Annotated in this window: 12 protein-coding genes; 2 read left to right on the forward strand and 10 right to left on the reverse strand. The window is 72.0% G+C overall.

From position 1 onward, the window contains the following. Window position 1 precedes the first annotated feature (1 nt). Window positions 2–2,362, forward strand: coding sequence for a phosphoketolase (locus K8612_RS03625; protein ID WP_223761268.1), 2,361 nt, complete (start codon window positions 2–4; stop codon window positions 2,360–2,362). Then, window positions 2,359–3,534 (forward strand): acetate/propionate family kinase, encoded by a 1,176-nt coding sequence (locus K8612_RS03630; protein ID WP_223761269.1) that lies wholly within the window; start codon window positions 2,359–2,361, stop codon window positions 3,532–3,534. Before K8612_RS03625 ends, K8612_RS03630 begins: the two co-directional genes overlap by 4 nt. A gap of 427 nt (window positions 3,535–3,961) precedes the next feature. Here the strand turns inward: K8612_RS03630 and K8612_RS03635 are convergent, their stop codons facing one another. The 10 genes from K8612_RS03635 to K8612_RS03680 form a co-directional block, all read right to left on the reverse strand. Further along, window positions 3,962–5,080, reverse strand: a complete 1,119-nt coding sequence (locus K8612_RS03635; protein ID WP_223742436.1) for an LptF/LptG family permease — start codon at window positions 5,078–5,080, stop codon at window positions 3,962–3,964. Beyond that, window positions 5,077–6,189 (reverse strand): LptF/LptG family permease, encoded by a 1,113-nt coding sequence (locus K8612_RS03640; RefSeq protein WP_223742435.1) that lies wholly within the window; start codon window positions 6,187–6,189, stop codon window positions 5,077–5,079. Before K8612_RS03640 ends, K8612_RS03635 begins: the two co-directional genes overlap by 4 nt. Continuing rightward, the gene (gene purD / locus K8612_RS03645; RefSeq protein ID WP_223742434.1) at window positions 6,186–7,445 is read right to left on the reverse strand and encodes a phosphoribosylamine--glycine ligase; all 1,260 of its coding nucleotides are present in this window, start codon (window positions 7,443–7,445) and stop codon (window positions 6,186–6,188) included. Before purD ends, K8612_RS03640 begins: the two co-directional genes overlap by 4 nt. A 1-nt stretch (window position 7,446) precedes the next feature. Then, window positions 7,447–10,500, reverse strand: a complete 3,054-nt coding sequence (locus K8612_RS03650; protein WP_223761270.1) for a zinc-ribbon domain-containing protein — start codon at window positions 10,498–10,500, stop codon at window positions 7,447–7,449. Window positions 10,501–10,504: 4 nt separating this feature from the next. Beyond that, on the reverse strand, window positions 10,505–12,049 hold the full coding sequence (gene purH / locus K8612_RS03655; RefSeq protein ID WP_223761271.1) for a bifunctional phosphoribosylaminoimidazolecarboxamide formyltransferase/IMP cyclohydrolase: 1,545 nt from the start codon (window positions 12,047–12,049) through the stop codon (window positions 10,505–10,507). Between the two features lie 107 nt (window positions 12,050–12,156). Next, window positions 12,157–12,648 carry a sigma factor-like helix-turn-helix DNA-binding protein gene (locus tag K8612_RS03660; RefSeq protein WP_014397952.1) on the reverse strand — a complete coding sequence of 164 codons (492 nt, stop codon included), beginning with the start codon at window positions 12,646–12,648 and terminating at the stop codon, window positions 12,157–12,159. A gap of 57 nt (window positions 12,649–12,705) precedes the next feature. Next, window positions 12,706–13,230 carry a MerR family transcriptional regulator gene (locus K8612_RS03665; protein ID WP_223742431.1) on the reverse strand — a complete coding sequence of 175 codons (525 nt, stop codon included), beginning with the start codon at window positions 13,228–13,230 and terminating at the stop codon, window positions 12,706–12,708. 157 nt (window positions 13,231–13,387) lie between these two features. Continuing rightward, window positions 13,388–15,538 carry a serine/threonine-protein kinase gene (locus tag K8612_RS03670; protein WP_223761272.1) on the reverse strand — a complete coding sequence of 717 codons (2,151 nt, stop codon included), beginning with the start codon at window positions 15,536–15,538 and terminating at the stop codon, window positions 13,388–13,390. A gap of 20 nt (window positions 15,539–15,558) precedes the next feature. Continuing rightward, window positions 15,559–18,360: a protein kinase gene (locus tag K8612_RS03675; RefSeq protein WP_223761273.1), complete on the reverse strand. Its 2,802-nt coding sequence runs from the start codon at window positions 18,358–18,360 to the stop codon at window positions 15,559–15,561. A gap of 102 nt (window positions 18,361–18,462) precedes the next feature. Beyond that, window positions 18,463–18,771 (reverse strand): hypothetical protein, encoded by a 309-nt coding sequence (locus K8612_RS03680; RefSeq protein ID WP_223761274.1) that lies wholly within the window; start codon window positions 18,769–18,771, stop codon window positions 18,463–18,465. Between the last annotated feature and the right edge of the window lie 109 nt (window positions 18,772–18,880).

The following is an 18,880-nucleotide window of genomic DNA, read 5'->3' on the forward strand; positions in this document are numbered from 1 at the left end:
GATGGCGGGTCCGCTGAGTGACGAGGAGCTGGGGAAGATCGACGCCTACTGGCGCGCGGCGAACTACCTGTCCGTCGGGCAGATCTACCTCAAGGACAATCCGCTGCTAGAGCGGCCCCTCACCCGCGAGGACATCAAGCCGCGCCTGTTGGGCCACTTCGGCACCACGCCCGGCCTCAACTTCATCTACGTCCACCTGAACCGCATCATCCGGAACCACCGGGCCAACATGATGTATCTCATTGGCCCGGGCCACGGCGCGCCCGGCATCATCGCCAACACGTTCCTCGAAGGCTCCTACACGGAGCTGTATCCCAACATCGAGCGCAACCGCGACGGCATGAAGCGCCTCTTCCGCCAGTTCTCCTGGCCCTACGGCGTGCCCAGCCATGACGCGCCCGAGGTCCCCGGCTCCATCAGCGAAGGCGGCGAGCTGGGCTACGCGCTCCTCCACGCGTACGGCGCGGTGCTGGACAACCCGGACCTCATCGTCCCGTGCGTCGTCGGCGACGGCGAGGCGGAGACGGGCGCGCTCGCCGCGAGCTGGCACTCCAACAAGTTCATCAACCCCATCTCGGACGGCGCCGTCCTGCCCATCCTGCACCTCAACGGGTACAAGATCGCCAACCCCACGGTGCTCGCCCGCATCGACGCGGACGAGCTGGAAGCCCTCTTCAAGGGCTACGGCTACACGCCCTACTTCCTGGAGGGCGACGACCCCAGGGACATGCACCAGCGGATGGCGCAGGTGCTGGACACCCTCTACGCCGAAATCATCCGCATCCAGCGCCACGCCCGCGAGAAGAACGACCCCACGCGTCCGCGCTGGCCCATGCTCGTGCTGCGCACCCCCAAGGGGTGGACGGGCCCGAAGTTCGTGGACGGCAAGCCCGTGGAGGGCACCTGGCGCGCGCACCAGGTGCCGCTGGCCGAGGTGCGCGACAACCCCGAGCACCTGAAGATCCTGGAGGCGTGGCTCCACAGCTACCGGCCCCGCGAGCTGTTCGACGCGAACGGCACCTTCCGCGAGGAGCTGGCGGACATCGCGCCCAAGGGCCGGCTGCGCATGGGCGTCAACGTGCACTCGAACGGCGGCCAGTTGCTGGTGCCGCTCGTGCTACCGGCCTTCCGCGACTACGCGATCGACCCGGGCGCGCCGGGCGCCAGGCAGGTCAGCGCCACGCGGGTGCTGGGCGGATACCTGCGGGACGTGATGCGCCACAACCTGGCGACGAAGAACTTCCGCATGTTCGCCCCGGACGAGAACGCGTCCAACCGGCTCCAGGACGTCTACGCCGTCAGCGGCAAGAGCTGGGACGCGAAGCTGGAGCCCACGGACGAGCACCTCTCCGTCGACGGCCGCGTGATGGAGGTGCTGAGCGAGCACCTCTGCCAGGGCTGGCTGGAGGGGTACCTGCTCACCGGACGCCACGGCTTCTTCTCCTGCTACGAGGCGTTCATCCACATCATCGATTCGATGTTCAACCAGCACGCCAAGTGGATCAAGAGCGCGAAGGAGTTGCCGTGGCGCAAGCCCATCGCGTCGCTGAACTACCTGCTCAGCTCGCACGTGTGGCGGCAGGACCACAACGGGTTCTCCCACCAGGACCCGGGCTTCATCGACCACGTGGCCAACAAGAAGGCGGACACGGTGCGCATCTACCTGCCGCCGGACGCGAACACGCTCCTGTCGGTGGCGGACCACTGCCTGCGCTCGAAGAACTACGTGAACCTCATCATCGCGGGGAAGCAGCTCTCGCCGGTGTGGCTGGACATGGCGAGCGCCGTGCGCCACTGCGCGGCGGGCATCGGCGCGTGGGAATGGGCCGGCAATGACGACGGCGACCCGGACGTGGTGATGGCCTGCGCGGGCGACGTGCCCACCCTGGAGACGCTGGCCGCGGTGACGCTGCTGCGAGAGTGGGCCCCGGAGCTCAAGGTGCGCGTGGTGAACGTGGTGGATGTCTTCACGCTCGCGCCCGTGCACGTCCACCCGCACGGCCTCAACGAGGAGGACTTCAACCGCCTGTTCACCACGGACAAGCCCGTGGTGTTCGCGTTCCACGGCTACCCCACGCTCGTGCACAAGCTCACGTACAACCGGGCCAACCACGGCAACATCCACGTGCACGGGTTCAAGGAGGAGGGCACCACGACCACGCCGTTCGACATGACGGTGCTCAACGACATGGACCGCTTCACCCTGGCGCTGGATGCCATCCGGCACTCGAAGGCCGCGCGGCACCGGCTGGACGACGCGGAGCAGCGCTTCTCCGAGGTGCGCCAGCGGCACAAGCTCTACGTGTCCGAGCACGGCGAGGACATGCCGGAGGTGGCCGACTGGAAGTGGACCGCGCGATGAGCGACCCGGGCGCGGTGCTGGTCATCAACAGCGGCTCGTCGTCGCTGAAGTTCGGCCTCTACGCCGAGCAGCGCGGCCAGGAGGTGGCGCGCTTCAAGGGCAGCGCGACCCGCATCGGCTCGGAGCACGGCCGGCTGGTGGTGAAGGACGGCACCGGGAAGCAGGTGCGCGCGGTGGACGTGCGGCACCCGTCACAGGAAGACGCGTTCCGAGAGGCCGTGCGGCACCTGGAGGAGCTGGGCGGAGAGCGGCCCCGCGCCATCGGGCACCGCGTGGTGCATGGCGGCCCCCGCCTGCGCGAGCACCAGGCCCTGACGCCGGAGGTGATGAAGGCGCTGGAGGAGGCGACGCACTTCGCGCCGCTGCACATCCCTCCGGCGCTGCGGCTCATCCGGGCCACCGAGCGGCACTACCCGGGCGTGCCACAGTTCGTCTGCTTCGACACGGCCTTCCACGCCACGATGCCCGAGGTCGCCTCGACGCTCCCCCTGCCCCGTTCCGTGCGCGAACAGGGTGTGCAGCGGTACGGCTTCCACGGCCTGTCGTATGAGTCCATCGTCGCGAGGCTCATGCCCGAGGTGCCCACCCGCACCGTGGTGGCCCACCTGGGCAACGGCGCGAGCCTCGTGGCGCTCGAGCGCGGGCGCTCCGTGGATACCTCTATGGGCTTCACGCCCACCGGCGGAATTCCCAGTGGCACGCGCACGGGCGACCTGGATCCGGGCGTGCTGCTGTTCCTGATGCGCACGGACGGAATGAACGCGCAGGCGCTGGAGACGCTGGTGAACCACGACGCAGGGCTCAGGGGTTTGTCAGACGGAACCAGCGATATGCAGGCCCTCACGCGCGACGCGGCGGCGGGCAACGCAGCGGCGGCATTGGCGGTGGACGTCTTCACGCGCGGCATCGCGAAGACAGTGGGCGCCTACGCGGCGGTGCTCGGCGGGCTGGACCTGCTCGTCTTCACCGGCGGCATCGGGGAGAACAGCGCGCGGATCCGCGAGGGCGTATGCGCGAGGCTGGGCTACCTGGGCATCCAGTTGGATGCGGGGCGAAACGAAGCGAGCGGGGAGGTCATCACCACCGATGCGTCATCGTGTCCGGTGCGCGTGCTGCCAAGCGATGAGGAGGTTCAGCTCGCCCGCCACACGCGCCGGCTCCTCCACGGTTGAAGCCCCTGCCCCTCCGGGGCTGAGCCCCGCTCAGCCTGCTGGGAAATGAGAACCCCGCAGGCCCCTCCGTCGGTGAGCCGGGTCGCGGAAACCTGTCCGACTGTCGGACAGGTTTTGGGACGTCTCGGCCGCCATGGGGACCCGCGCGGCGTCCGGGTCGCGGAAGCCTGTCCGATTGTCCGACAGGTTTTGGGACGTCTCGGCGCGCGGCGGCCTGCGCGAACCTGTCCGACTGTCGGACAGGTTTTGGGACGTCTCGGCCGCCTTGGGGACCCGCGCGACGTCCGGGTCGCGGAAACCTGTCCGACTGTCCTACAGGTTCTGGGACGTCTCGGCCGCTCCGGGGACCTGCGCGGCGGCCTGCGCGAACCTGTCCGACTGTCGGACAGGTTTTGAGCGGTCCGGGCCCGCGCGGGTGCCTCCAGGCTCAGGCCTGCCGCGTGGCGTTACGGCGCGGCAGGTGCAGCAGCCCTTCGCGGCGCAGCCACAGGGCCGCCGCCACCAGGGTCAGCAGCGTCGTGGGCAGCCAGGCCGCGACGGCGGGCGCCAGCCGCTCGGTGAGCACCAACGTGCGGGACACCACCATCAGGCCCCACATCGCCACGGCGATGAGCAGCCCCTCCACCACCGCCGCCGTCAGGTGGCCTCTGCGGTTCGTCCGCAGCGCCAGGCCCACGGCCAGTAGCGCCGCGGGCAGCCCCGCCAGCGGGTATGCGAAACGGTTGTGCCACGCGAGCTGGAAGGCCTTCGTCGCGAGCCCCACCTCCGCTCGCGCGACGATCTGCTCGCCCAGCTCTCCCAGGCGCATCTGCTCCGGGCGGCCCGGCCGGATGCGAAACGTCGTCGCGCCCACGCCCAGCTCGTACTCCGCGGTGGGCAACTGCGTCACGGACGTACGCCCGTCCTCCGTGAACGTGCGCTCCACCACGTCCGTCAACTCCCAGAGGTTGCCCTCCACCGAGCGCATCCGCCCCGCGTCCACGCGGCGGCGCAGCTTGAACTCCGGCGTCAGCGTGAAGATGGAGACGTTCTCGAAGCCCTCCTGCGGGTTGCCGCCTCGCAGGAAGAAGATGGAATCCCCCCGCCGGAACCACTGCTTCGGCGTGTAGTACATCCGCCAGTCGCCCCACCGGTTGAAGCGCTGCGTGGTGATTTCATCCACGCGCCGGCCCGCCCGCGCGGCCACCGTCTCGTCGAACGCCACCAGCCCCACGCACGCCACCAGCGCGCACACGCCCACCGGCAGGTACAGCGCCGCCGGCCCGAAGGTGAGCGCCCGGAGCGCTGTCACCTCGCCCTTCTTGCGCAGCGCCGACACCGTGGTGCCCGCCGCCAGCAGCAGCGCCGCCGGCCCCAACTGCTGCACCGTCACCAGCGCCTTGTAGCCGTAGAGCTTGAGCACGTCCCACACCCAGCCCTCGCCGCCATAGGCCTTCGCGCGGTCCACGAAGTCCACCACCAGGAACACCGCCACCACGCCCGCCAGGATGCCCAGCGTGTAGCGCACGTACGCGCCCACCACGTACCGGAAGAGGGTGCCCTTCATCGCACCGTCCCCGAACGCGTCACGCGGTACAGCGCGAACGCCCCCACCGCCATGAAGAGCACGTTCGCCAACTGCCCCGCGACGAACACCGGCAGTTGGCCCTTCTGCCCCATCTGCTCGAAGGCGCGGCTCAGCAGGTAGTAGAGGACGTAGCCGCCCAGCGTCAGCAGGTAGCCCCACGCGCGGCCCGCCTGCCTGCGGCCAATCGCCAGCGGCGTGCCCAGCAGCGCGAACGCCACCGGCGCCACCGCGTTGCCCATGCGGCTGTGCAACGCCATCAGGAAGGGCCGCGCGTCCTCGCGCCGCTCCTCCGCGTCCTTCGCCGCCGCCAGCAGCTCCGCCGGAGTCAGCTCCTCCTTCGGCGAGCGGAACCGGTTGCGCCGAGACAGCGACCCGCCCAGCCCCACGTTGATCTCCGCCTTCTCGAAGGCGACGACGCTCGCGTCCACCGAGGAGCGGTTGGCGCGGTGCACCTCGCCTTCCTTCAACTCAATCCGCAGCGCCTCGCCCCGCTCGGACGTGCCCACGCTGCCCTTGTGCGCCAGCACCAGCAGCGGCGAGCTGGGGTCGCGGTCGTCGTGCAGCAGCACGTTCGTCCACCCGCCGCCCTTGGGCGCCACCTTCTGCGCGTACAGCGTCAGGTCGCTCAGGTCCTCGTAGAAGACGCCGGACTTCACGTCGCCCGCGACGTTCTTCTGGATGACCTCGCCCACCAGGTCCTTCACGCCCGTGAGCCCCCACGGCTCCACCGTGGACGTGAGCAGCACCATGAACGCGCTCAGCGCGATGCCCACGCCCAGCGGCGCCGCCAGCAGTTGGATGGGGCTGATGCCCAGGGCCTGCAGCGACGTGAGCTCCCGGTCCTCGCCCAGCCGCCCCAGGCCCAGCAGGATGGCCAGCAGGAACGCGATGGGCAGCGCCATCACCAGGAAGTGCGGCGCCAGGTACGCGATGAGCCGGCCCAGGTCGACCAGCGTCACCGCCGAGCCCAGGAGCACGTCCGTGCCCCGCAGGAACTGCATCACGAACAGCAGCAGGAACATGAACGCCACCCACACACCCAGGGGGACGAGCAGCTCCTTGAGCAGGTAGCGCGCCAGCAGCTTCACGGCCGCGCCCGCAGCCCCCGCGCGCCGATATCACGGCGGAAGTGCTTGCCCTCGAAGCGCACGGCGTCCGCCGACTCCAGGGCCCGCTCGCGCGCCGTCGCCAGGCTGTCGCCCCGGGCGCACACCGTCAGCACCCGGCCGCCCGCCGTCACCAGCGCGCCGTCCTGCTTCGCCACGCCCGCCAGGAACACGGGCGCGTTCGACGCCACCGCGTCCAGGCCTTCAATGCGCGCGCCCTTCTTCGGCGCCTCCGGGTAGCCCTCCGCCGCCAGCACCACGCCCACCGACGCGCCCGGGAACTGCTTCAGCGTCCGGGGCTCCAGCGTCCCCTTCGCGCACGCCTCCATCAGCGGCAGCAGGTCCTCGTCCACCTGCATCATCAGGACCTGCGTCTCCGGGTCGCCGAAGCGCGCGTTGAACTCCAGCACCTTCGGGCCGGACGCCGTGAGCATCAGCCCCGCGTACAGCACCCCGCGCAGCGGCGTGCCGCGCTTCTTGAGCACCGCCAGCGTGGGCGCGATGACCTGCTCGCCCACCTTCGCCAACTGCTCCGGCGTGAGGAACGGCGCCGGGCAGTACGCGCCCATGCCGCCGGTGTTGGGGCCCGTGTCGCCCTCGCCCACGCGCTTGTGGTCCTGCGACAGCGGCAGCAGCACGTAGCGCTCGCCGTCGCACAGGGCCATGAGCGAGACCTCCTCGCCCTCCAGCAGCTCCTCCAGCACCATCCGCTGGCCGGCCTGCCCCATCTGGGCCACGGCGCGCACGGCGTCGCGCGCGGCCGTCGCGTCCGGCGCGACGATGACGCCCTTGCCCGCGGCCAGGCCGTCCGCCTTCACCACGATGCGGCCCTGCGCCAGGGCGTACGCCTCCGCCTCCGCCGCGTCCGTGAAGACGCGGAAGGCCGCGGTGGGCACGCCCGCCTCCGCCATGACCTCCTTGGCGAAGGCCTTGGAGCCCTCGATGCGCGCGGCCGCCGCGACGGGGCCGAAGCACGGGATGTCCACCTGCGCCAGCGCGTCCGCGACGCCCGCGACGAGCGGCGCCTCCGGGCCCACCACCACCAGGTCCACGCGCTCGCGGCGCGCCAGCGACACCACCGCCTCCGGCGAGTCCGCCTGCAAGGGCACGTTGGTGCCCCAGCGCGCCGTGCCCGGGTTGCCCGGACCGACGAGGAGCCGCGAGAGACGGGGACTCTGGGCCAGCTTCCACGCGAGCGCGTGCTCGCGGCCGCCCGACCCCAGCAACAGGACCTTCACGTCAACCTCGCTCGTCCAGTTTGAAGAGCAGCTTCTTCGCCGGGAAGTAGGCCGGGTCCAGCCCCACCACCTTCTCCAGCACCGCGCGCGCTTCCTTCGGCTTCGACGTCATCAGCAGCTCCGCCAGCTTCGTCTGGGCGGACAGCATCTTCGGCGCGACGTCCAACGCGGACTGCAACGTGCGCATCGCGCTCGCCACGTCCCCGGCCGACGCCTGCGCGAGCCCCAGCGACAGGCGCGCCACCGGCAGCCCGCGCTCGACCCGCACCGCGCGCTCCGCCAGGCCCCGGGCCTGCGAGCCCTTCGCCTCCAGCGCGATGAGCGCCAGGTACGCCTGCGCGCCGCCGTTGTTCTCGTTCACGTCCACCACGGAGTGCAGCAGCCGCTCCGCGCTCTGCCGGTCTCCCTGATGGAAGCGCACCAGGGCCTCGTAGAGCAGCGGCTGCACGTCCTCCGGACGGTCGCCCAGGGACTTCACCACGTTCTCCACGCCCACCAGCGTGTCGCCCGGCCGCAGCCAGAAGCGCGACAGCGCGGGCCGGGGGGCCAGCCGCAGCGGGTCCCACTCGCGCGCCTCCAGCACCGGGTAGAACAGGCGGAAGGCCTCGTCGCGCTTCTTCGCGCTCGCCGCCGCCACGGCCTCCAGCAGCTTCGCGTCCATGCGGCGCTCGTCCAGCCGCACCGCCTGCTGGAAGCGCTCCTGGGCTCCGGCGACGTCCCCTTCCAAGAGGTGCACGCGCCCTTCCAGCACCTTCTCCAGCGCGGCGTCCTGCAGCCGGCCCTGGAAGCCCTTCAGGTGCTCGCGGGCCAGGGCCGCGTCCTTCTGCGCCAGCGCCACCATGAACCACTGCAGGTGGGCCTCCGGCATCGCCGGCACCACCTTCAGGGCCGCCGCCGCCGCGGTCGCCGCGCCGGCGTCATTGCCCGCCGTGCGCTCCGCCGCGGCCAGATGGCTCCAGATTTCGGAGGCGTCGCGCGGGCCGTAGCGGGACGCGTTCTTCGTCAGGTCCTTCAGGGCGCGCACGGCCTCGCGCGCGTTGCCCTCCGCCTGGTAGCGCAGCACCGCCAGCGCCAGGGAGGCGCGCACGTCGCCCGCCTTCGCCTTCAGCCGGTCCTCGTACAGCTTGCGCGCGCGGGCGGTCTCCCCCACCTCCACGTAGATGCGGGCGGCGGCCTCCAGGCTGTTCCAGTCCTGGGGATCCAGCTCCATCCGCTGGCGCAGTTGCTTGAGCGCCAGCCCGTACTGGCCGGCCTGCTCGTGCGCGAGCGCGCTGTAGTAGTCCACGCGCTGGAGCTTCGGCGCCAGCTTCCGCGCGGCGTCGAACTCCTGGTTCGCCAGCTCGCGCGACGTGGCCACGTGGGAGCGGCCCAGCACCAGGTGCGCCTCCGCCTTGTAGGCGTCCGCGGCCTCCGGCTGGGACAGCACCTCCGTCGCCAGCCGCGCCGCCTCCTCCAGGTTGCCGGGCTGACGCGAGCGCGCCAGCAGCAGGTTCGCGTGCGCGACGAGCAGCGCGGGCGTCTCCCCGGCCATGCCCTTCGCGGCCTGGATGAGCTCGCGCGCCTCCTGGAAGGAGTTGTCGTCCATGCCCGGACCGCGCCCGAGCGCCAGCGCCTGCACGTACCCGGCGATGGCGTCCGCGCTGTGGGGGTCGAGCAGCAGCGCCTGCTGGAAGGACTCCTCGGCCTCCGCGTAGGCGACGCGCTGGTCCAGCTCCAGTTGCTTCCGGCCGGCGGCCAGGTGCTCCGCGCTGGTGCCCTCCAGCTCCAGGAACTGGAGCTTCCACCGGCCCACCGCGGCCAGCACCTCCTGCGGCACGGCCGCCGGAGCGGGGGGCTGCGCGGCCCGGGCCAACTGCTCCTGCTTCGGCTTGTGCACGAGGAAGTAGTAGCCCGCGCCACCGGCCCCCAGGACCGCCAGCGCCAGCAGGCCGAAGACTCCCGCACGGCTTCCGCCGCCACCACGCTGCGCGCTGCGGACCGGAGCGGCCGTGATGTGCGACGTGCGCGCGGGCTTCACCGAGCTCACGCGCGAGTCCGTCGCCAGCGCCGTGGCGCCCTCGGACCGGGGTTCGTCTCCAGACGCGGCGGAGTCCAGGCCGCTCATCACGGGCAGCTCCACCAGGCCGCCGTCGGACGGAGGCGGCGCCACCTCGGGCGCCACCAGCACCGTGGACTCCCGGGGGAACGAGGCCTCCCGCTGCTTGCAGTCCTCACAGATGCCCAGGGCCTGGTCGAAGGGGTCCGTCAGGTCCTTGCCGCACGAGCGGCAGTTCGTGTGCGACTCCGGCTTCGGGAGGACCGGCGCGGGCGCGCGGGACAGGCGGCCCAGCGATGCCGCTCCGGAGGGAGGCGAGGAGGCCCGTCCGGACGCGGGCGCGGCTTCCGGCTCCAGGCCTCCGGGCGGCGGGCCCAGGAAGTCGAGCAGCGGATCCGCCGCGGACGCGGGCGTCGCGGGCGCGTCGGGCACCGGCGGTCCGGCCTTCGCGGCGGGCGCGGGCCTGGGAGCTGCCGGAGGAGCCGATGGGCCCGAGTTCGCGGCGGGCGCGGCCCTGGCAGCGGACGGAGGAGCCGATGGGCCCGGGCTCGCAACGGGCGCCGCCCTCGCAGCGGACGGGCCCGGGCTTGCGGCGGGAGCGGCCCTGGCAGCGGAGGGGCCCGGGTTCGCGAACGGGTCCGAGGGCAGCCCTCCGGAGACCTGCGACGCGGGCGGCCCCAGGTCCGCGAACGGGTCCACGCTCCCCGGCGGCCCCAGCTCCGGCATCTCGCCGAAGTCCCCGAAGAGGTCCGACTTCGGAGCCGCCTTCGGTGCGGCCGGGGCCTCCTGCGGTCTGGCCGCGGCGGCGGGATTGCTCCGGGGCTCGCGCGCGAGCGGCTTCGGCTCGGCGGCGGCGGGCACGGCCCCTTCAGCGGGAGCCGTCGCGGACGCGGCCGAGGCCTCCCGCTTCACGAGCTGGAGGTGACGGCAGCGGGGACACTGCGCGCGGACACCCTTGGGCGTGATCAACCGATCGTCGATCGCGTAGGCCGCCGCGCATTTCTGGCAGACGATGCGCATGAAGTTAGTGGCGGAAGTGTCGCACTCCCGTCACCACCATGGCCATCCCATGTTCATCCGCGGCGGCGATCACCTCCGCGTCCCGGACGGACCCGCCCGGCTGGATGACCGCCGTCGCCCCCGCCCGGGCCGCCTCGTCCAGCCCGTCCCGGAAGGGGAAGAAGGCATCCGAGGCCACGGCGCTGCCCTTGAGGGCCTCGCCACCCCGCGTCATCGCGATGCGCACGGAGTCCACCCGGTTCGTCTGCCCGCCGCCCTGGGCCAGGAGCCGCGCCGGCGCCGCGAAGACGATGGCGTTGCTCTTCACGTGCTTGCACACCTTCCAGGCGAAGCGCAGGGCGCGCTCCTCCTCCGGCGTGGGGGCGCGCTTGGACACCACCTTCCACTCCAGGGGCGGCTCCACCGCGTCCCGGTCCATCAGCAACATGCCCCCGGACACGCTGCGCGCGTCCACCTGGGCCCGGGGCGCCGCCGTGGGGGACGCCAGCGCGGGGCCCGCCTCCAGGAGGCGCAGGTTCTTCTTCCCCGCCAGCACCTGGAGCGCCACCGCCGAGTACGACGGCGCGATGACCGCCTCCAGGAACGTCTCCGCCATGGCCCTCGCCGTGGCCTCGTCCACCTCGCGGTTGAAGGCGACGATGCCGCCGAAGGCGCTCACCTCGTCCACCGCGCGGGCGGTGCGGTAGGCCTTCTCCAGCACGTCATCCACCGCCACGCCGCACGGGGTGTTGTGCTTGATGACCACCGCGCAGGGCTTCTCCGGGAACTCCAGGACCAGTCCCAGCGCCGCGTCCAGGTCCAGGATGTTGTTGTACGAGAGTTCCTTGCCCTGGAGCACCTTCGCGAAGGCGACGGACGGCTCCTTCGGCGCGGCGTACTCCTGGTAGAAGGCGCCGCGCTGGTGCGGGTTCTCCCCGTAGCGCAGCCCCTGCACCTTGCGGAACGCGAGCGACAGCTCCTCCGGGAAGGGCTCCTGGGCCTCGCCGGACAGCCACCCGGAGATGGACGCGTCGTAGGCCGCCGTGTGCGCGAACGCCTTGCGCATCAGCCGGCGCCGCGTCTCCAGCCCCACGCCCTTCTGGCCCTCGATCTCCGCGAGCACCGGCGCGTAGTCGTCCGGGTCCACCACGATGGCCACGTGCTTGAAGTTCTTCGCGGACGCGCGGACCATCGCCGGCCCGCCGATGTCGATGTTCTCGATGACGTCGTCCTCGCCCGCGCCGGACGCCACCGTCTGGCGGAACGGGTAGAGGTTCACCACCACCAGCGAGATGGGCTCGATTTTGTTGGCCGCCATCTCCGCCTTGTCACTCTCAAGGTCGGGCCGGCCGAGGATGCCGCCGTGGATGCGGGGGTGGAGCGTCTTCACGCGGCCGCCGAGGATTTCGGGGCTCTGCGTGTGCTCGGACACCTGGGTGGCGGGGATGCCCGCGGCCTTCAGGGCCTCCAGGGTGCCGCCCGTGGAGAGCAGCCGGTAGCCCAGCCGCACCAGGCCCTGGGCAAAGGGGACCAGACCGCGCTTGTCGGAAACGCTCAGGAGAGCCAGCACGTGTGCGCCTCGCAATGGGTGGGGGTGGCGCGGGTCCTAGCAACCACCCCCTGGGGTGTCAACGCAACACGTCACCCCAGGCCCGGAAGCGGACCAGTGCCCTGCCCTCAGGGCTTGCGAGCGGACACGGGAGGCTCTGCCTCCGTGGCCTCGCGCAGCTTCATCAGGCCGCGCGTCTCCACCTGGCGGATGCGCTCGCGGGTGAGGTTCATGATCTCCCCCACCTCCTCCAGGGTGATGCCGCCCTTCTCCGCCACGTCCAGGGCGCAGGTGTGCTCCAGCTCCGTGATTTCCTTGTCCGGGAAGTTGAGCTTGATGGAGCCCGTCTCCGGGTTCACGTCCAGGTAGAGGTTGTGCTTGCAGGACACGAAGAGGCACGGGCGCGGGCCGTTGATGCAGTCCGCGCGGGTGCGCGGCCGCTGCTCGTCCACGAGCTTGAGCGTCTCCGCCTCCTCCGGGTCCAACTGACCGGCGAGCCTGCGCCGGCGCAGGTCGCGCGCCATCTCCTTGCGCGACATCGTCTTGGAGCGCCGGCGTTCCGCGGGCTGCTCCTCCTCATTCCCCCCCTCGCCCTCCTGCAGCTGCTTCACTTCCGACATGTGTCGTCCTCCAGATGCGTGGAGTCTATCCGGTTCAACAGGACCCTGGGGGGCATCCTATTGTGGCCGGAGCGTTTCGTCTTCACGCGCCGTGACGGCGCTGCCCAACCGGGCGACATCGCGGACCAGATCCTGCGCCCGTTGCCTGAGCGTTGCCAACTGGGCTTCGAGTGACCTCCTGCGTTCTCCTCCCAGGGCCCGTCCTCCCAGCTCCTCCTGGAACCCGTCCAGCACCTCCGACAGGTCCCGCTGGAGCTGGTCGATGTGGTTGCGGTGGAACACGAAGGAGCGACGGATGTCCTCCAGGGTGTGTCCTTCGGCCATCATCTTCTTGATGACGTTGATGCGCCGCACCGCTTCCACCGGGTAGAGGCCCAGGCTGCCCTGGTGCTTCCCCTTGCGGCCCACACGGCGGCTGCGGGGGAGCAGACCGGCCTGGACGTACTTCCGGAACGTCGCCTCCGAGAGCCTCACACCCCGGGGCCGGAAGATTTCCAGGATCGCGTTCGCGGGCAGACCTCCCGCGTTCTCGCGCTCGATGCGCTCGAGTTCATCGGGCGCGAGCAGGTCCATTGATTCCATTGAATAGAGGCTACTGAATGGACGCCATAGGTGCCAGATTCGCGCGTCATTCGTCAAGGAGGACGAGCAGGCGCGCGGACGGACGTCGTCCGGCCGACGCTGCGCGCCGGCTGCCGGGGGCTTCAGGGGATGGAGGGACGGGAGGGGGGCTTTCCGCTCAGCGGCCGCGAGGCGCGCGGAACTCCTGCATCACGGTGCCGTCGGCGGGGACGACGACGGTGAACGTCTTCTTGCTGGTCGGATGCTGGAAGGTGACGGAGTACGTGCCGGCCGGCACCTTGTAGGTCGCGCGGCCCTGCACGTCTCCGAGCCGCTTCGAGCCCAGGAAGACGGTGGCGTAGGGGGTGGCCTTCACCTGGAGCGTGCCCATGGCCTTCGCCGTGTCCGCGGCGGGCGGCGCCGTGGCGGGGTCCGCCGTGGGCGTCGCGGCGGGGGCGGCCGGCTCGGTGCCCGGGGGCTGAGCCAGGGCGGCTTCGCGCCGCTGCCCTTCCAGCTCCGCGTCGACGGTGTCCGAGGAAGGCGCGCGGGCGGGCTCGGCCGCAGGCACCGTGGCGGTGGCGGGAGGCGGGTTCGCGGCGGGGGCCGTCGTGGGCGGAGGGGTCGCGGCCGGGGCCGTGGCCTGGGCGGGAGGGCTCCCCTGCCCCGCGTCCGGCGCACCGGTGTTCGAGCGGGCCACGGCGATGACGCCCACGAGGCCCGCGAGCCCCAGCGCGGCGGCTCCGGCCCACAGGGCGCGCTTGCGGCCCGGAGGGACGGGAGGACCCGGCTCGGTGGCGGAGACCGTGTCGAGTTCGCGGTCGTCGGAGCCGGAGAGTTCGTCGGCGGCGAACGCGCCCCGGTGCGCGGAGGCGGTGTCAGGCTTGCCGGCGGAACCGGCTCGGCGCTCGGAGGCAGTGTCAGGCCTGCCGGAGGAACCGGCTCGGCGCTCGGAGGCAGTGTCAGGCCTGCCGGAGGAACCGGCTCGGCGCTCGGAGGCGGATGACCGCGAGCCTCCATCCTCGGGACGGTCCGCGGGCGCACCGGTGTCCTCATCGGCGGAGCCGGTCCAGGCCATGGAGTCCTCGTCGCTCGGGGACCCGGCCCTGGCGGCGGGGACCTCGCGGGACTCGCTGCGCCGGGCCAGCGGCGCTTCCCTTCCCATGGACTGCAACGGCATCTGCGGCGTGGGCTGCGGAGGACGGCCGCTGCGCGCCTCGTCGTCTCTCGACAGCACCAGGGTCGTCCCGTGGCGGTCCTCGTCCGGCGAGACGCTCCGCTTCGCTCCCGAGGCGTGCTCGCGCGACGGCATCACCGCCGTGGGTTCGCGGGGCGGCGCTCCGGCGGCGGGCAGCGCTCCATCCTCCAGCGCCGTGCGCTCCGGGAGCGCGGGCAGCGCCTGGTTGCTGGCCGCGATGGGGAACAGCGGCCGCACGAACGCACCCACGTCGGTGTCATCCACGGAGCGGGCGTGGTTCAGCACGCACTGCGCCAGCGCGCGCTCCAGCTCCCCCGCCGTCTGGAAGCGCTTGGACAGGTCTCGCTCCAGCGCGCGGCAGATGGCGGCGTCCAGGTCCGGCGGCACGTCCGGGTTGAGGCGCGCGGGCGGCACGATGGTGCTCTCCTGCACCGCGCGCAGGACGGCGATCTCCGAGTCCCCCTGGAACAGCCGCCCTCCCGTGAGCAGCTCCCACAGCACCACGCCCAACGCGAAGACGTCCGTGCGCACGTCCACGCTCTCGCCCCGGGCCTGCTCGGGCGACATGTACGCGAACTTGCCCTTGAGCACGCCGGGGTTGGTCAGCTTGTTGCCCGCCTTCGCGATGCCGAAGTCGGTCAGCTTCACCGCGCCGTCGTAGGACACGAGCACGTTGTGCGGCGTGACGTCCCGGTGCACCAGGTTCAAGAGCTCGCCGTTCACCCGCAGGCGGTGGGCGTAGTGCAGGCCGCGCGCGACCTCCGCGCCGATGTGCGCCACCAGCACGGGCGGCATCGGCGTCATCGCCTCCTTGCTCCGCTTGCGCAGCTCCCACAGCGAGCAGCCGCGCACGTACTCCATCGCCAGGTAGTAGGTGTCCTCGTGCTTGTCGAAGTCGAAGATCTGCACCACGTTGGCGTGGTTGAGCCGCGAGGCCAGCCGCGCCTCCGCGATGAACATCTGCACGAAGTCCGGGTCGCTCGCGAGGAACGACCGCACCCGCTTGATGACGACCTCCTTCTCGAAGCCCTCCGGCCCGCGCGCGGTGCACAGGAAGATCTCCGCCATGCCCCCTTCAGCGAGCTTGCGGCGCACGACGTACTTGCCGACGTGGGTGCCTGCCTCGAGCGTCACGGAAGGGTCCAAGGCCACACCTACTCGAACTTGACCGTCACCACGTTGAGGTCGATGGGACGCACCTCGATGCGGCGGCTGACGGTGCGCTTCAGTTCGGGGTTGGTGAACTTGCAGTCATAGGTGCCCACCCGCAGCTCCACCGGCTGGAACGGGGTCTCCCCCAGCTTGCGGCCGTTGCACGACACCTCCGCCCAGGGCGTCACCACGAAGCTCACCGGCGCGGCCCGCTCCACCGCGCGCGCGGCGTCACGCACCTCGGCCGCGGGCAACACCGTGGCCACCGGGGTGACGGCGGCCTTCGCCACGGGCGCGGGAGCCTGGGCGCCAGGGGACTCCTGGGCCTGCTTCACTTCGGGGACCACGGCGTCCTGTTCACGGGGAGCGGCCACGCCGGAAGGTCCCACGCCGGGCTCCGGGGTCGTTGGAGCCGGAGGCGCCGGCGCGGGCGGCTCCGTGCCGGGCTTTCCGGGCGACGCCATCGGCATGAGCTTCAGCGGCCCCACGTCCAGCCGGCCGGACGGCGGGATGACGATCTGCGTGCGCAGCTCGCGGTAGCCTTCCTTGATCAGCACGACCCAGTAGCGGCCGGGCTTCACCGCCGGCAGCGTCAGCGGCGTGCGCTCCGGGAGCACCCGGTCCTCGAACACGACGCGCGCGCCAGCGGGGTCGGACGACACGTGCACGCCGCCGGCGCCCGGGCCCAGGCTCCACACGAGGCCCACGCCCACCAGGATCGCGACCAGCACGATGGCGCCGTACAGGAGCCCCCGGCGCTTCGGTGATTCCACGGCGGACTGCTCGGTGAGCGTGCCGGTGCGGGCCGGTGGCGCCCACGCGTTGGGCATGGGCGCGCGGGACGCGGAGCGCGGCGCGGTGGACGCGGTCATCTCCTCGATGGTCGCGTGGGGCGCGGGCAGCCGGTGGCCGCGGTGTTCGCCGGACGGCGCCGGAGTGCCCGTGCGGGGAACGGGAATCTCGGAGCGCGGCACGGCGCGCAGGTCCTGCGTGGGGCCCTCGTCCAGGTCGGCGCGGGAGACGGCGCGCATGTCCAGGGTCGAGTCGTCCTCGTCATCCTGGGTCAGCGTCGCCGTCAGGGAGCGATGATCCAGCGTGGGACCGTCCTCCTCCACCTGGAACCTGCCGGACAGCTTCCCCTGCGTGTCCACCATCGCGAGCGTGGGGCCGTCCTCCTCCACCTGGAACCCGCCGGAGAGCTTCCCCTGCGTGTCCACCATCGCGAGCGTGGGGCCGTCCTCCTCCACCTGGAACCCGCCGGACAGCTTCCGCTGCGTGTCCACCATGGCGAGCGTGGGACCGTCCTCGTCCTGCGTCACCGTCGGGAGGGAGGGCTCCTCCAGGCGCACCGGCCGGATGCTCCGAGAGGGCGGTGACTCCAGCGCCCGCCGCGAGCCCGTCATGCCCCGGGGCGCCTCGGCGCGCGGCTCGGCGTTGCGGACCTCGGAGCGGGGCTCCGGCCGCGCATCGACGGCGCGCGCATCCACTCGCGGCTCGGCGCCGCGGACCTCCGGGCGGGGCTCCACCACCCTCGGGTCGGCGTTGCGGACCTCCGAGCGGGGCTCCGGCCGGGCGTCGACCCCGCGCGCCTCCGCGTTCCGGGCCTCCACCCGCGCCTCCGCGTTGCGCCCCTCCGGACGCGTGTCCGGGCCCCGGACCTCCGAGCGCGCCCCGTCCGCCTCCGCGTCCTCGCGGCGCGCCTCCACCTTGCCGCTGGGACGGCTCGGCCGGTTCGGGCGCAGCGTGGTGGTGGGCTCGTTCTCCGTGCGCGCGGGCGCATTCGCGGGCCGCAGCACCGAACGCTTCGGCGCGGACGGCGGAGCCACCCCCGCCTCCTCGTCCGTCACCTGCACCTCGCCGGAGCGCGCCTCCTCCGTCAGCCGGTCCGCGTACAGCTCCCGCATGAACCCGGCCAGGTCCGCGGGCGTGCCGCACGGCTGCGGCTGCGACGCGAGCCACCCTTCCAGCGCCCGCTGCAATTCCTGCGCGTGCTGGTAGCGCGCGTCCGGCTCCTTCGCGAGCGCCTTGAGCACGATGGCGTCCAGCTCCACCGGCACCCGGGGCGCCACCTGCGAAGGCACCGGCACGTTGCACTCCGCCACCGCCGACAGGGTCAGCATGTCGCTATGGCGCTTGAAGAGGCGCCCCCCGGTCAGGAGCTCATGCAGCACCACGCCCAGCGCGAACACGTCCGAGCGCCGGTCCACGCGCTGCCCGGAGGCCTGCTCCGGCGACATGTACGAGTACTTGCCCTTGAGCACCCCGGAGCGCGTCACGGTGGCCTGATCCGCCGCCTTCGCGATGCCGAAGTCCACCACCTTCACGCCGCCGTCGAACGTCACCAGGATGTTCTGCGGGGACACGTCCCGGTGAACGATGCCCAGCGGGCGCCCCGCCGCGTCCGTCTTCTTGTGCGCGTAGTCCAGCCCCGCGCACGCCTCCAGGAGGATGCGGCACACCAGCGGCACCGGCAGCGGACGCCCCGCCGTCTCCGCGCGCTTCCAGAGCCGGCGCGCGTCCACGCCATGGATGTACTCCATGGCGATGAAGAAGGTGTCCCCCTCCGCCCCCAGGTCGTAGATCTGCACCACGTTGGGGTGCGCGAGCCGGGCCGCGATCCGCGCCTCGTCCAGGAACATCCGGACGAACTCGTCGTTCTCCGACAGGTGCGGGAGGATCCGCTTCAACACCAGCAGCTTGTCCGGAGCATCCGAACCCGGCCGGCGCGCGAGGTAGATCTGCGCCATGCCGCCCGTGGCGAGGCGCTTCAGGAGCTGGTAGCTGCCGTAGGTTTCGATGGACACGGCCGGACGCGAGGAGGCGAACCCCAAGCGTAAGCGGCCGGGCCAGGGGAATCAAACATCGAATCCCCCTGGGCTTTTTCCCGGCTCCACCGGGCGTGCGCCCTAGCGCCGGGCGGCCCGGACCTCGCGGGTCTCCCGCATCAGGGCCTCCAGTTCGTCCAGGTGCCGCTTGAGCACCGGCATCAGCACCGGCGCCGCGTCCACCCGGTCGAACAGGTCCAGCACCCGGTCCACCTTGCGCTCGATCTCCTGCGCCCTCACCGGGCTGATGCGCTTGAGGAGCAGGTCCGCCCCCGCCTCCATCAGCACCCGCGCCACCGCGTTGCGGTCCGCGAGCGCCTCCTGCTTGCGCTGCCCCCCGCCACGGATGACCCGCAGCCCCGGCACACCCGCGCGCGGAGGGGACTTCAAGGGCTCATCAGGGGTCCAGGTACTCACAGCGCCTCCAGGGCAACAGCGTGCAGACGCTCCGCAGGGTACACACCGAGGGAGCGCCTCCAATTTTCTGGTCATCCGCACA

It is taken from the genome of Corallococcus sp. AS-1-6, from assembly GCF_020037015.1.
Lineage (GTDB): Bacteria > Myxococcota > Myxococcia > Myxococcales > Myxococcaceae > Corallococcus.

Bases quoted from the DNA above. Each gene is read 5' to 3' on its own strand.
- K8612_RS03625 (WP_223761268.1), top strand. From the start codon at position 2: ATGGCGGGTCCGCTGAGTGACGAGGAGCTGGGGAAGATCGACGCCTAC.
- K8612_RS03630 (WP_223761269.1), top strand. From the start codon at position 2,359: ATGAGCGACCCGGGCGCGGTGCTGGTCATCAACAGCGGCTCGTCGTCG.
- K8612_RS03635 (WP_223742436.1), bottom strand. From the start codon at position 5,080: ATGAAGGGCACCCTCTTCCGGTACGTGGTGGGCGCGTACGTGCGCTAC.
- K8612_RS03650 (WP_223761270.1), bottom strand. From the start codon at position 10,500: ATGCGCATCGTCTGCCAGAAATGCGCGGCGGCCTACGCGATCGACGAT.
- K8612_RS03660 (WP_014397952.1), bottom strand. From the start codon at position 12,648: ATGTCGGAAGTGAAGCAGCTGCAGGAGGGCGAGGGGGGGAATGAGGAG.
- K8612_RS03665 (WP_223742431.1), bottom strand. From the start codon at position 13,230: ATGGAATCAATGGACCTGCTCGCGCCCGATGAACTCGAGCGCATCGAG.